The sequence below is a fragment of the Chitinophaga sp. SVR4-12A genome (assembly GCF_056754765.1).
Map to the genome: position 1 here is coordinate 5158231 of NZ_JBPGWP010000001.1, position 14278 is coordinate 5172508.

10 protein-coding genes are annotated in these 14278 nt (G+C 50.1%); 5 read left to right on the top strand and 5 right to left on the bottom strand.

Annotated elements, in window-relative coordinates:
• Positions 1-22: 22 nt before the first annotated feature.
• Positions 23-1984 carry an ATP-binding protein gene (locus tag ACR9Y8_RS20995; RefSeq protein WP_481215212.1) on the bottom strand — a complete coding sequence of 654 codons (1962 nt, stop codon included), beginning with the start codon at positions 1982-1984 and terminating at the stop codon, positions 23-25.
• Between the two features lie 367 nt (positions 1985-2351).
• Between ACR9Y8_RS20995 and ACR9Y8_RS21000 the strand changes: the two genes are divergently transcribed.
• From ACR9Y8_RS21000 to ACR9Y8_RS21015, 4 genes are all read left to right on the top strand, one after another.
• Positions 2352-3566, top strand: a complete 1215-nt coding sequence (locus ACR9Y8_RS21000; protein WP_481215213.1) for a 3-dehydroquinate synthase — start codon at positions 2352-2354, stop codon at positions 3564-3566.
• 68 nt (positions 3567-3634) lie between these two features.
• Positions 3635-4849: a metabolite traffic protein EboE gene (gene eboE / locus ACR9Y8_RS21005; RefSeq protein ID WP_481215214.1), complete on the top strand. Its 1215-nt coding sequence runs from the start codon at positions 3635-3637 to the stop codon at positions 4847-4849.
• 49 nt (positions 4850-4898) lie between these two features.
• Complete coding sequence (locus ACR9Y8_RS21010; protein ID WP_481215215.1) at positions 4899-6266, top strand: alkaline phosphatase family protein; 1368 nt, start codon at positions 4899-4901, stop codon at positions 6264-6266.
• Between the two features lie 220 nt (positions 6267-6486).
• Positions 6487-7827 carry a Gfo/Idh/MocA family oxidoreductase gene (locus ACR9Y8_RS21015; RefSeq protein ID WP_481215216.1) on the top strand — a complete coding sequence of 447 codons (1341 nt, stop codon included), beginning with the start codon at positions 6487-6489 and terminating at the stop codon, positions 7825-7827.
• 27 nt (positions 7828-7854) lie between these two features.
• On the opposite strand, the gene ACR9Y8_RS21020 is transcribed toward ACR9Y8_RS21015, so the two are convergent.
• The 3 genes from ACR9Y8_RS21020 to ACR9Y8_RS21030 all read right to left on the bottom strand — a co-directional run bounded on the left by ACR9Y8_RS21020 (position 7855) and on the right by ACR9Y8_RS21030 (position 11953).
• Positions 7855-8205, bottom strand: coding sequence for an MmcQ/YjbR family DNA-binding protein (locus tag ACR9Y8_RS21020; RefSeq protein ID WP_481215217.1), 351 nt, complete (start codon positions 8203-8205; stop codon positions 7855-7857).
• A 455-nt stretch (positions 8206-8660) separates the two neighbouring features.
• A complete protein-coding gene (locus tag ACR9Y8_RS21025) occupies positions 8661-10439 on the bottom strand; it encodes a DUF885 domain-containing protein (RefSeq protein WP_481215218.1) in 1779 nt (592 codons plus the stop codon).
• A gap of 137 nt (positions 10440-10576) precedes the next feature.
• Positions 10577-11953 carry a 3-keto-disaccharide hydrolase gene (locus tag ACR9Y8_RS21030; protein ID WP_481215219.1) on the bottom strand — a complete coding sequence of 459 codons (1377 nt, stop codon included), beginning with the start codon at positions 11951-11953 and terminating at the stop codon, positions 10577-10579.
• 294 nt (positions 11954-12247) lie between these two features.
• On the opposite strand from ACR9Y8_RS21030, the gene ACR9Y8_RS21035 reads away from it, so the two are divergent.
• Positions 12248-13075, top strand: a complete 828-nt coding sequence (locus ACR9Y8_RS21035) for a purine-nucleoside phosphorylase (protein WP_481215220.1) — start codon at positions 12248-12250, stop codon at positions 13073-13075.
• 70 nt (positions 13076-13145) lie between these two features.
• Here ACR9Y8_RS21035 and scpB read toward each other — a convergent pair whose 3' ends face one another.
• Positions 13146-14252 (bottom strand): SMC-Scp complex subunit ScpB, encoded by a 1107-nt coding sequence (gene scpB / locus ACR9Y8_RS21040; RefSeq protein WP_481215221.1) that lies wholly within the window; start codon positions 14250-14252, stop codon positions 13146-13148.
• Between the last annotated feature and the right edge of the window lie 26 nt (positions 14253-14278).

Here is a 14278-nt window from a genome sequence, read left to right on the forward strand (position 1 = left end):
TTTAAGTTGAAGCTGTCTGCAGCTAGTTCATTACGATGCTTACGTCAAATTCAATATAGGCGGTAGTTCCCTGGCCGGTGGCCGCGTCAATGGCAATGTTGCCGTTCAGCGCACGTATCCGCGATTGCAGGCTGGTAAGGCCGTTGCCCCGCTGTTGTGCAGACTGCTGGTTAAAGCCAACGCCGTTGTCTTCTACCGTAATAGCCAGCAGCGAATCATGCTGGCTCAGTTGCACCAGTGCCTCATTGGCCCTGGAATGCTTGATGATATTATTGACCAGTTCCTGCACGATACGGTATACAGACAGTTCAAAATTGGGCTTGAACCGCCCTATCTCTCCTGTGCTGTAAAAGCTTACCTGTAAAGTGCCGGAGTAGCTGATGTTATTGCAGAAGGTTTGTAAGGCCTCTCTCAATCCCAGCCGGTAAAGGGTTTCCGGCATCAGGTTATGCGCCGTTTTCCGGATATCGGTAATAGCATCATCCAGTAAATGAACGGCATGCGCATAGGCCGGATTGTCCCTCAACACTTCCTGTTCATGCCTGATAGCGCTGAAATGCATCTTTACAGCGGATAGCAGTCCGCCCACTCCGTCATGCAGGTCTTTAGACAAGCGTACCCGCTCTTTCTCTTCCCCTTGCATCAGGGCTTCCAGTACCTGTACGGTCCTTTCCTTTTCAATGGTTTGCAGCTGCTGTGCGTGCAACCTGCGCCGTGCGCGGTAGCGTAACAATATCAGAGTAGCCACTACCGCCAGCAGGGCGATGGTTAGCAGGAAAATGGCCTGCCACTTGGCCTTCGATTCGAGTTGTACATCTTTTTCTGCCAGCAATAACTTCTTTTCCGCGAGCTCTTTATCCTTTTGAGCGGTTTGGTAGGCGATCTCCAGCTGTTCCACATGTTTACGCGTGCTGGCGCCCAGCAGCGAATCATTCAGCGCCTCATATTGTTTGCGGTATTGCAATGCCAGGGCTGGCTGATGTAAGGCTTCCTTTATTTCGGCAGCCGTCAGGTAGGTCTGTCGCAGCTCGTCAGTGGCCTGCATCTTGCGGGCCAGTGCAATGGTGGATGCGATGATGCTATCTGCCCTGCGTGGCTGTCCCGTCTTTAACAGCTCCTGCCCATATCCCAGCTGCGCATACAGGCGGTAGTCCTGGTCAGGATACGTGTCTGTAATAGCCATCGTCTTCTCATACTGCCGCAGGGCCTTCTGATGCTGGTTCATGTCAGAGTAAATACTGCCTGAGTTAATGTAGCCATCCATCACATAGGTACTATCCCCCAGATACCTGCCCAGCCGTATCACTTCCATAAAGGTGGCCTCTCCCTGCTGGTAGTGTCCCAGCTTGGTCTGGGCATAGCCAAGGTTCACCAGCGCAGAGGCAATGCGCGGCGTATCCCTTTGCTGGCGGCCCAGTGCTGCGGCTTTGGTGGCATATTGAAGGCTTTTCCCGTAATCCTCCAGGCTCAGGAAAATGGATGCCACGTTGTTATATAATTTAGGCAGCACAGCCGTATGCTGTGTCTTCTCTGCCAGGGTAATGGCCTGCAGATAATAACCGGCTGCGGCAGAGAAATTGCCCAGCTCATGATGCTGGTTACCCATATTATTGATCGCAACCCCCAGGTTCTTTTCATCTTTCAATGCACGGTAGATCACCGCCGCCTGGGTAACCATATGCAGGCCTTTGGCATACTCCCCCCGCTGGTTTAGAATATAGAGGTAATAGGAGGTGAACTGGGCGATGCCCCGCAGGTAGTGTAGCTGCCGGGCTACTGCCAGTCCTTTTTTATAATAAAAGGCGGCGCTGTCCGGCTGGTCGGGGTAGAACCGGTCGCCGTACGCGTAAAGGGCGGCTACGGTACTGGTATCCGCGGGTTGACGGTGGATGAGCCGGTAAAGGCTGTCCACAGTCTGCTGCTGCGCATGGGCATGCCATGCAGCAAGACAGTATAACAGTGTGAAAGTTATAATCCTTTTCATACTTGAAATATCCCTCCTCGTGCCAATGATGACAGCATACTCAGGCTATTGCAACAAAAAATGTATTATGGAAAAACTACAGATTTGTTACAGGGTTAACAGCGCTCTAATAAATTGGCGTTTTGTTTGTTTTTGTATTGTCCGCTACAAAATTCGGCATTTATATGAAGACCTGCAATAGGGGGAGTGCTGAACTTTTAAGTAGTAATACGTATCCCCAATATCGGGGAGTATTACGTTGCCGCTTGAAAATTGCCCTATTTTGCATTCCTCAGACGCTTTATAATTTCTACAGATATCAAGCAGGCCCTGGTATTCACCGGGGCCTTTTGTCCTACAGAAAGTTTTTTTAATATATTTTTGTACTTTGATTGCCGACTTTCACCAGAATGGACCTGAGACGATGAACAGCAACTATATTCAACAGCAATTCCAGGTAAGGTTCGCTTACCGGGTCTTCTTTACCACCCATCTCTTTGAACCGTCTAACGACAGTTTAGCAGCATTTTTACAGGAACAGGCCAGCAACCACTACCGCAAGCGTTTACTGGTAGTAGCAGACGAAGGCGTATGGCAAAGCCATCCTTACCTGCAACAGCAGCTGCCTGCTTACCTGAAGGCCATCCCCTCCATGGAGCTGGCGCCCGAGATCATCGTAATACCGGGAGGAGAGGCATGCAAGAACGACGAAGCCTTGTTTTTCCGCCTGGTAGACGCCATAGATAAATATGCGATAGATCGTCATTCTTATGTGATAGGTATAGGTGGCGGCTCCCTGCTGGACCTGGTAGGTTTTGCAGCTGCCGTATCTCACCGGGGCGTTCGCCACATCCGGATCCCTACTACGGTATTGTCGCAGAACGATTCAGGCGTAGGCGTGAAGAATGGTATCAACTATAAAGGAAAGAAAAATTTTCTGGGCGCCTTCGCCCCGCCTGCCGCCGTATTTAATGATGCACACTTCCTTACTACCCTGGATGCGCGCGACTGGCGCTCCGGTATGGTGGAAGCCGTTAAAGTGGCCTTGATCAAGGATGCGCCCTTCTTTGAATGGATGGAAGACCAGGCAGCGGCCCTGGCCGCAGGTAATATGGATGCCATGCAGGAGCTCATCTACCGCTGTGCTGAATTGCACCTGGCGCATATAGGCGGCGCCGGAGATCCTTTTGAAAGCGGTTCTTCCCGTCCACTCGACTTTGGCCACTGGAGTGGCCATAAGCTGGAACAGCTCACTAATTTTGCTTTACGTCATGGTGAGGCCGTTTCCATCGGTATTGCGCTAGACAGCGTATATTCATATTTGTTAGGATGGCTTGACCAGTCCTCTATGGAGCGCATCCTCCGTGTATTGCAGCAAATGGGACTACCCATCTATCATCCCCTGCTTGATATGGAAGGACAAACCATCTCACCTGTAATAAAAGGACTGGAAGAGTTTCGGGAGCACCTGGGCGGCCGCCTCACGATCTGCCTGCTCAAAGCCATCGGGCAAGGCGCAGAAGTAAATGAGATGAATGTGGAACGCTTGCAAAAAGCAGCAGCCATGCTGAAACAAATGCAAAGTTTGAAGTTTGAAGTTTGAGGTTAGGGCACTTGTCGCCAACTTCCAACTTCTAACGAACTTCAAACCTCAAACATCAAACAAAAAGAATGCACACATCATACGGACATCTCACATACTGCACCAACATCCATCCCGGTGAAAACTGGAATGCGCATTTTAAACAGCTGCAGCAGCATATACCGCTGGTAAAGGCAGCCCTGAGCCCGCAGCAGCCCTTCGGTATCGGATTGCGCCTGTCTAACACCGCCAGCCTGGAGCTTAGTAAGGAAGATGCTTTACAGGAGTTCAGGGCATGGCTGAAAGAGCACGACTGTTATGTGTTTACGATGAACGGCTTTCCTTACGGTGGATTTCATAACGTAGTGGTGAAAGACCAGGTGCATACGCCCGACTGGACCACGGCCGACCGCGTAGCCTATACCATCCGCCTGTTTCGCCTGCTGGCAGCACTGCTGCCCGAAGGAATGGAAGGCGGCGTTTCTACCGCTCCCTTATCCTATAAATTATGGAATGCGCGCTGTGAGGAAGAAAGGTCTTCCGTTACAGAGAGCGCTACGCTGAACCTGCTGCTGGTAGTAGAGCAGCTGGTGCGTATACGCCGTGCCGGCGGCCCGCTCCTGCATATTGATATAGAGCCTGAACCAGATGGCCTGCTCGAAAATTCACAGGAGTATATCGACTGGTATTTTCAACGCCTGATGCCTGCCGGAATTCCCTTTCTCGCTGATAAATTCGGCGTGACGGAAGCAGATGCGGCCATGCTGGTAAAAGATCATGTGCAGCTTTGTTATGACGTATGCCACTTTGCCCTTGCTTACGAGCAACCTGCAGATGTATTGTCGCGCATGCAGCAGCACGGGCTTAAGATAGGTAAGCTGCAGATCAGCGCCGCACTAAAAGCAGCGCTGCCCGCGGCAGGCACTCCTGAAAGAGAAGCCGTCATCAGCGCCTTCCGTACTTTTAATGAGCCCACCTACCTGCACCAGGTAATAGCGCGTACCGCTAATGGCTACACGCATTACCCCGATCTGCCCCAGGCCCTGGAGGATGCAGGCAATCCGCAGGTGCAGGAATGGCGCTCCCATTTTCATGTGCCCCTGTTCATAGACCGCTACGGATTGCTGGCGGCTACACAGGAAGATATTAAGCAGGTACTGGCACTATGCAAAGCGCAGGCATTCACGGAGCACCTGGAAGTGGAAACCTATACCTGGGAAGTGCTGCCTGCAGACCTTAAATTACCAATAGATCAATCTATAGCACGGGAACTGGCCTGGGTACGGCAGCAGTTGGAATTGTGATGGGAGCACCCTAGCTTTGGTTCTGATTCGTAACGGCAACCAACTATCCATGAAAAAAACAGTAGTGATCGATGTAGTTGGACTTTCTACATCCGTAATAGGCGAGCATACTCCCTTCCTGCAGGCTTATGTTAAGCAGCATCACCTGGCCACCGTAAACCCGATGGTGCCCGCTGTAACAACCGCAGTGCAAAGTACCTATGTTACCGGTAAATGGCCTTCAGATCATGGTATTGTGGGCAATGGCTGGTATGATCGCGAAGACAGCGAAATAAAATTCTGGAAACAATCCAATAAGCTGGTAGAAGCAGAAAAGATCTGGGATAAGGCCCGCCGCCTTGATCCTGGTTTTACCTGCGCCAAAATGTTCTGGTGGTACAACATGTACTCCAGCGCAGATTATTCCGTAACGCCCCGGCCCCAATATCTTTCAGACGGGCGTAAGATGCCGGACTGCTACTCGTACCCGGCTTCCCTGCGGGATCATTTGCAGAAAGAGCTCGGACAGTTCCCGCTCTTCCAGTTCTGGGGCCCCGGCGCCAATATCAAATCCACCCAGTGGATCGCAGACGCCTCGCGGCTCACCGATGACTTGCACAACCCTACCCTGACCCTTATCTACCTGCCCCACCTGGATTACTGCCTGCAGAAGTTCGGGCCGGATACTAGCCGCATCAGCAAAGAGCTGCACGAAATAGACGAGGTTTGCAAACAGCTGGTCACCTTCTACGAAAAGAAAGGCGCACAGGTAATACTGTTATCCGAATACGGCATATCTCCGGTCAATAACCCGGTGCACATCAACCGGATCCTGCGCCAGGAAGGCCTGATACAGGTACGCGAAGAAAGAGGCCTTGAGCTGCTGGATCCCGGCGCTTCAAAAGCGTTTGCAGTAGCTGATCACCAGCTGGCGCATATCTATATCAACGATCCCCGCAGCTATAAAAAAGTACGCGCCATCCTGGAGAATATACCAGGCGTACAAATGGTGCTGGACAGGGAAGGCAAACGTGCTCACCACCTGCATCACGAACGTACCGGCGATTTTGTACTGGTGGCTGACAGCAATAGCTGGTTCACTTACTACTACTGGCTGGACGATAATAAAGCGCCTGATTTTGCCCGTTTGGTGGAGATCCATCGCAAACCCGGTTATGATCCGGTTGAAATGTTCCTCAACCCGGCAGATCCGCTGGTGAAGCTGAAAGTAGTAGGTAAACTGCTGAAGAAAAAGATGGGCTTCCGCTACCTGATGAATGTGATTCCCCTGGATGCTACCCTGATCAAAGGATCACATGGGCGCATCCCCGAAGATCCGGCTTATCACCCGGTGCTTATCACACCGAAGCCTGTTAACAAAGAACAATTGGTGGCCACTGATGTATACGGCGTAATCTGGAATACGTTGAATGCGTAAGGCATAAGGCTTTCCGCGTTCAGTATTAAGCGCTATGCATATTTTACGTTCATCACTATTTACTTGCATTTAAATCCGCCGTTCCCTTTCTTTATGCAACCGATTGTTGTATGAGTTGATCCGCTATGGATCAATCTTCACGTTATCACACGTTATTAAAAATATAATGGATGAAACCGAAGGTTCCATCCAACCCGTAAAAAAATCAAAATATTAACGGATGAAAAGACGAGATTTTCTTAAAACCGGCGCCATGGCAGGTATGGGAGCCGGGCTTACCTATCTTAACTTCCCCGTATTTGGTCAGCAGGCCCCCAGCAATAAAGTGGTGCTGGCAGTAATGGGTGTAAACTCACGTGGTAACTGGCTGGCCCAGGTAGCCGCCAAACTGCCCGGCGCAGAAATAGGTTATGTGTGCGATGTAGAGGATGGCGCCATCCAGAAAGGCTTGAAAGCCATTGCAGGTGCCCAGGAACGCAAGCCAGAGGTAATCAAAGACATCCGCAAACTGCTGGAAAAGAAAGATTTTGACGCGCTTGTAGTGGCGGCCCCGGACCACTGGCATGCGCCCGCCGCTATCATGGGCTGCGCAGCCGGTAAGCACGTATATGTTGAAAAGCCCTGTAGCCAAAACCCGAACGAAGGAGAGCTGCTGATCCAGGCGGCCCGTAAACACAAGCGCCTGGTACAAATGGGCAACCAGCGCCGTTCATGGCCTAACCTCAACCAGGCCGTAAAAGAAGTGAAAGAACAGGGTATCATCGGTAAAGTATATTATGCCAGGGGCTGGTATGTGAACAACCGTCAGCCTATCGGCGTAGGAAAGAAGATAGCCGTACCTGGCACGCTGAACTGGGATCTCTGGCAGGGCCCTGCTCCCCGTAAAGATTACCTGGACAATATCGTGCATTATAACTGGCACTGGCGCTGGCACTGGGGTACCGGTGAAGCTTGCAATAACGGCACCCACGAGCTGGATTGTATGCGCTGGTTCCTGGATGTAGATTTCCCCAGCCAGGTTACTTCTTCTGGTGGCCGCTATGCGTACCCGAAAGACGATTGGGAAACACCCGATACCCAAACCATCAGCTTTGAATTTGAAGGTGGAAAGTCTATTACCTGGGAAGGCCGTAGCTGTCATCCCTACGAGCTGGAAGGCAGCGGCCGTGGTTTCGCCATCTTTGGCGACAAAGGCGCGCTGTACAACTCCGGCGGCGATAGCTACAAGATCTTCGATGAAAAGGGAAAGCTGGTAAAAGAAGTAAAGCAGCAACAAAATCCCGCACAGAATGTTACCAATGTGGTAAGTCCGGCAGGCGAGTTCCTCGATGCTATCCACATCACCAACTTCCTGGACAGTATAAGAGGCAAGGCTACTTTGAACTCAGAGATCGAGAAAGTAGGGCATACCAGTGTAACATTATGTCATCTAGGTAATATTGCGCAGCGCGTAGGACGTGTGCTGCATTGTGACCCGAAGAACGGGCATATACTGAATGATACCGCTGCAGCGAAACTGTGGAGCAGGACTTACGAGAAGGGGTGGGAGCCCAAAGTATAGTGTATCATAACGTGGAAGGTTAAACGTTTATACCTTCGCTTTTAATATGGCGTCCCGTTCCTCCGGAGGAAGCATATTCACTACAAGTTCATACGCTTGTTGTATGCGGGTCTGCAGTTCAGACCATTCCAGGGTATCGGGGCGCTTTATTTGTACCCAGTGATACCGCGCCAGGTAAGGCATCGGTGAGATACCGGGCTTTGCGATCATGCTGTGAAAATCTTCACAGGTGCATTTAAAGGAGAGCCTGTTAGGAGCATCTATCTGCATTGTGCAGAACAGTTTATCCCCTACAGAAAAACACATCTCCTCATCCCACTTTTCTTCGGCGGTAACGCCCGGAAATGACAGGCAATAGTTAAAGATGAGATCTAACATAATACCATCAATTTAAGCTGTTAAGAATAAGGGGCCTATCCACTGATAAATACATAAGCCGAAAGGTGAGGTCGAAAGCGAGATTGACTGTTGTCTGATAACAGTCAGTGTTCCACAGAATATGAACTGTTCGATAATTCGTTGCTGTCCAAATGATGATATGGTCAACCCTGCCTTAGACCGTTGCGGTTCCCATGTTGCTAACCTTGTATAAATTTAAGTATCTTTTCTCAAAGCAAAATGATAAAATTGTTAATGTTGAGATGGGTTAGGGGGTAAATTTTACGTTTTTTATGGGGCGAACAGGGGCACCTGCAAGAAAAGGACAATATATAAAAAATATATACGTATAAAATTTACTCATTTCAGTGATAAAATTTAAAAGTTAAAGGGTTTGAAAGGCTGATCTTTTCACATGGATCAAACTTTCAAACCCTTGCACCTTCAAACTTTCCTTATTTTCCGAAACGGCGCTTCATCTTAGCTTCCAGCACACTCAAAGGCACACAACCATCTTTCAGCAGCTCGTCATGAAAATCCTTCAGGCTAAACTGGTTGCCCAGCAGCTGTTCGTATTGATGACGCAGTTCCCGGATCTTCAGCTCGCCCGTTTTATAGGAGAGGGCCTGACCAGGGAGGGCCATATAACGCTCAATTTCGGCAGTGGCTTCTTCTTCAGACAGCGGCTCATTATCCAGCATATACTTGAGGGCCTGTTCACGGCTCCATCCTTTGGCGTGCATACCAACATCCACTACCAGGCGGATGGCGCGGTGGATCTCATCGCTCAAACGGCCAAAGTACTGGTATGGGTTGGTGTAGAGTCCCAGCTCTTTACCCAGGCCTTCACAATACAATGCATAGCCTTCCCCATATGCGCCAAACCAGATGAACTTACGGAGCTTCGGCAATGAGTCGTTCTCCTGCTGCAGGGAGCTCTGGAAGTGATGACCGGGAATGGCCTCATGCAGGAACAGCGACTCCATGCCTACATAGCTGAACTTTTTAGCATCCAGGATGGGCACATAGAACACCCCGGGACGCCCGTCTTTCACGCTGCCCGGAAAGTATTCGGCGCTGGCGGAAGCGGCGCGGAAAGCTTCCGTTTGGCGAATCTCGAATTTGGTTTTGGGTAGATGCAGATACATCTGCTGCACGCCCGGCATGATCTTGTTCTCTATCGCCTTGAAAGAGTCCAGCACCTGTGCCGGGGTCTTGAATATCCTGAACTGAGGGTCGTTGCGCACAAAGGTAAAGAATGCCGCCAGGTCGCCTTTAAAGCCGGTGCTGTTCTTTACTTCTTCCATTTCACCGCGGATACGGGCCACTTCTTTCTCGCCGGTAGCAAATATTTCATCGGGTGTTTTATTGGTGGTGGTCCAGAAGCGGATCAGGTACTGGTAATAGGCCTTACCGTCTGGCACGCCGCCAATACCGCTGCTGCTGCGCGCTTTAGGCAGGTATTCCGTTTGCATGAAGCTGCGCAGCTTTTCAAAGGCAGGGATGATGTTGGTTTCAATCGCCTGCTTGTATGCGGTGGACAGGGCGCTGCGGCCGCTGCTGTCAAGCCCTTCCGGGAGCTGTTTCAGCGGGCCGTAAAAAACATTGTTGCTGTCTTTTTTGGTGAGGGCTGCCAATTGCGGGATCACTTTTACCACCAGCGCTTTGGGTAGTACATAACCGCTTGCTTCACCACGGCGCATATTGGCAATAGCGCTGTCAGCCCATTCTGAAAAACTTTTCATGCGCTGCATGAACTTTTCATAGTCTTCTTTTGTCTTAAATGGTTGGGCGCTGGTGCCGGAGCCGAGTTGAGGCAAGGTCAGGGTAAGTGATGCGAACTGATTAATGGGCATCAGGTGATCATGAAAAGTAAGCCCTTCTTTCATGATGTTCAGTTCCCAGCGGGCAATATCATAGCTGATGCGGTCATTCGGGCTTAAAGCGGCCGTATCTACCTTGTCCAGTTCCTGGAGATAGCGGGTGGCAAAGCTGTCTATATGCTGACGGAAGCCCTCGCTGATTTCCATGTGGAGCAGGTTGTCAAACTGGTGTTCCCCATTGAAGGTAGCGTCTATCGGGAAGATCTGCATCTTCTCTTCAAAATAGCGGTCTACGGTATGATGGAGGAAGTCGGCGGCAGCATCGCTGTTATGTTGCTGTTCCTGCGGGCCACAGGCGCCTAGCAATAGTGTTCCGGCCAGTAGAAGAACGGAATATTTTAGTGTAGTCATTGGTGTGGTTTACACTAAAATAAAAAAACACTCCGAAGAATCGGAATGTTTTATATAGAACAGTGAACAATGAAAACTCTTTATATGAAACAATAAAAAGTAAGCGATTACTCTTTACTGCTGATATGTTTTATTGATTATAAAGTTTTTATGCGCAGGCTGCGGAAAGATACATTGTTACCATGGTCTTGTAACAGGATGTGTCCCTCGGGCCATAAGCCGAAATTTTTCCAGTTTTTATACTTGCTGATGGCCACCAGGTCTTTGAACTCCTGTGATCCACGTTCATACTCCAGTACTTTAAATCCGTTCAGCCAATGTTCCACATGGTTATTTCGAGATACAATAATACGTCCTTTATTCCATTCTCCAATCGGTTTCAATGCTTGTTTTATCTGTTTCCTTGGCATCAGGTCGTATAACGACGCCAGGGTGCGGTCGCCATCGCGGCCCAGCTTGGCATCGGGGTGTTTTTCGTCATCCAGCACCTGGTATTCCAGGCCGATCGCCGATTTACCACCGGTCTCATATACTTCCTTCACAAAATACTTCAGCCCGCTGTTGGCCCCTTCAGTCAGTTTGAACTCAAATTCCAGCTCAAAAGCGCTGTATTCTTTTTCTGTTACGATGTCGCCACCGGAGCCCATTTCATCGCCGTTAGACTGGTGAATGCTCAGGGTGCCATCGTCCAGGGTCCAGCCTTTGGTGGGGAAGGGCTTGTTGTAAGCGCCTCTCCAGCCTTTGTTGGTCTTGCCGTCCCACAGCATCACATAGCCGTTCTTTTTCTGCTGGGCAGAAAGCTCGTTCACCACGTTATTCACCACATAGATATCATCGTAGGGTGAGTACTGTGACGGAGCCGGTTCCTCTATAATGCGGATGTTACGCCAGCGGATATCCTTGCCTGCATCATCCGTTTTATTGCCAATGCTGTGCACCTGCAGGGCAATAAAGCCTTTTGGCAGGGCAGTATCCACCAGGTGAGCGGTGGGTACGCCGTTTACCCAGGTACGGATCTCAGATCCCCTGCATTCTATACGATATTTGTTCCACTCCGTCTTTTTGAAGGCGTTCTGTCCGCCCGGGTTCAGTTCCATCGGGTACTGCCAGCCGCGGCGGCCTTCTTCGTATATGCCCCCACTCCAGCGCCTGTCAGACGGGTCTATTTCCATCTGGTAGCCAAACACACGGCCGTTCTGGTAATCAGCCCGGCTCTGGCTCCGGAACTGTATGCCGGAATTGAATTCCTTGTCCAGCTTAAATTCCAGTTCCAGTATAAAGTTGCCATAATCTTTTTCAGTTGCCAGGAAGGAGTTGGGTGTTTGCAGTACCGTCGTTCCCACAATTTCATTATTCTCCACATGGTATTTTGCGGTACCTCCCAATTGTTTCCATCCTTTCAGATCTTTGCCATTAAACAGTGGCGTCCATTGCCCTTTTTTAACCGGTCCCCCGGCGTTTGCAATGCCGTGTAACAGCATTAAGCTGCTGCAAAAAATCAATATCTTTCTCATTACGTGTAATTTATTCGTCTGCTATCCTGGCTGGTTTGCCCTCGCCTTAACTACGCAGTATCGATCTGTTATGCTCCCCTCTCTGCCGGGGCTTAAATGCTTCCAAATTATAAAATGCACGCTAATTACACAACCGATTGCATTAAAAATGTGATGAGCGGAAAATCGATTTTGCAAACCCCTTTCACAAAGGTCTGAATTCCAGCCCATACCCGTTTAATTTTTACTGCAAACGATTGCGCTGCCAACTGTACAAAAAGCAAAAATAAACTGCTTTTATACTTTCTTTGCGCCATGGAAACGCTATTACAACAGATCACGGAAACTGCGTCCTGGTTACGCCAGTTCAGCTATCACCAGGCAAGGGTAGGCATAGTGCTGGGCACAGGCCTGGGACAGCTGGTGCATCACATCCAGGTAGAAAAAAGCATTCCCTATAACGAAATCCCTCATTTCCCGGAAGCCACGGTGGAATCTCATAAAGGGCATCTTATTTTTGGCTATATCGGCGATACGCCGGTGATCGCCATGCAAGGGCGTTTTCATTACTATGAGGGATATAGCATGCAGCAGATCACCTTCCCGGTAAGGGTGATGAAAGCGCTGGGCGTGCAGCAGTTGTTGCTGAGCAATGCCGCCGGCGGCATGAATCCGGCCTTTAAAAAAGGCGATCTGATACTACTGGAAGATCATATCAACCTGCAGCCTGAAAGTCCGTTACGCGGCTTAAACGCCCCGGCTTTCGGCACCCGTTTCCCGGATATGAGCCGCCCATACGATCAACAGCTGGGCCAGCTTTTACAGGAAGCCGCCACCGCCAGCGGCGTCGCTTTAAAAACGGGCGTATATGTTTCCGTTATGGGGCCCAACCTGGAAACCAGGGCAGAATACCGTTTCCTGCGTATGATAGGGGCCGATGTAGTGGGGATGAGCACCGTGCCCGAAGTGATCGTGGCTAACCAGCTGCAGCTACCCTGTGCCGCCGTATCAGTGATCACAGATGAATGCGATCCCGATAACCTGCACCCCGTCTCTATTGAAGAGATCATTGCCGTAGCTGCCAAAGCAGATGAAAAACTGAGTGGAATATTTGCTGCCGTGATCAGGAAGATCAAAGGGTAAACAATAGCAGCTTTAAAAAGGAATGTCCCGCCATTGGCGGGACATTTTTATTTGCAGTGATGGTGTTGCCTTATTTTTTGTCATCCTCGTCTTCTTCCTCCTCATCATCTTCTTCGTCAAAATCTTCATCTTCATCATCATCTTCTTCAAAATCATCGTCTTCATCTTCGTCTTCCTCATCGAGGTCTTCCTCCTCATCATCTTCATCCTCAAAATCTTCGTCGTCTTCCTCGTCCTCATCTTCATCATCGTCTTCATCCTCTTCCTCTTCCTCTTCATCTTCGTCTCCATCATATTCTTCAAGATCGTCCAGTTCCTCTTCTTCCTCATCCTCTTCGTCTTCGTCACCGCCCCATGCTGCAGCAGCGTTCACCTCCGGTGTTGCTTCTGTTTCCGTGTCCTGCTCCGGTGCAGCATCTTCCATGGGAGCTTCCGTAGATTCCCCAGCCTCATCTGTTTCCGGCGTTTCCCCTGCTTCCAGATCTTCGGGCAGCGCTACTTCTTCATGAATAGTGATGGTAGGAATATAGGCGTCTTCCAGCAGTTCCCCGCTCTCGGATACTACGAAGCCGCTGCCATTGCCATTATGGAAGGCCTCGTCCGTAATGAGCGTAGGCTGTATCACTTCTTCGTCAAACACCTCTTTCAGTTTGGGCAGATCGGCCGGGGAGTTCAGCCCGAAATAGTCCATGAACGCCTTGGAAGTAGTATACAGTAAAGGTTTGCCGGGCAGTTCCTCACTGCGGCCCGATATGACGATCAGCTCTTTTTCCAGCAGTTTCTGAATGGAATAATCGGAGCTGACGCCGCGTATATGCTCTATTTCCCCTTTGGAAATAGGTTGTTTGTAGGCGATGATGGCCAGGGTTTCCAGCGCGGCGGTAGAGAGGCGCTTCAGGAATTTCTCCCCGTTCAGCTGCGCTACGGTCTGGTAGTAGTCCTTTTTGGTCAGGAACTGGTAACCACCCCCGCTTTCCCTCACCTCAAACGCATAGAACTCGGTATGGTATTTTTCTCTTATGGCTTCTATGGCTGTTTCCACCTGGTCCAGCGTGGCGCGGTCTTCCAGGAAGGCCAGGGCGTTATTCAGCAGATCCACAATTTCCAGTACCGGTAAGGGACGGTCAGCGGCAAATATCAATGCCTCTACATGCGGTATGATCTGAGAGATTTCCATAGTTGTGATTTTTGTACAATGTAGTT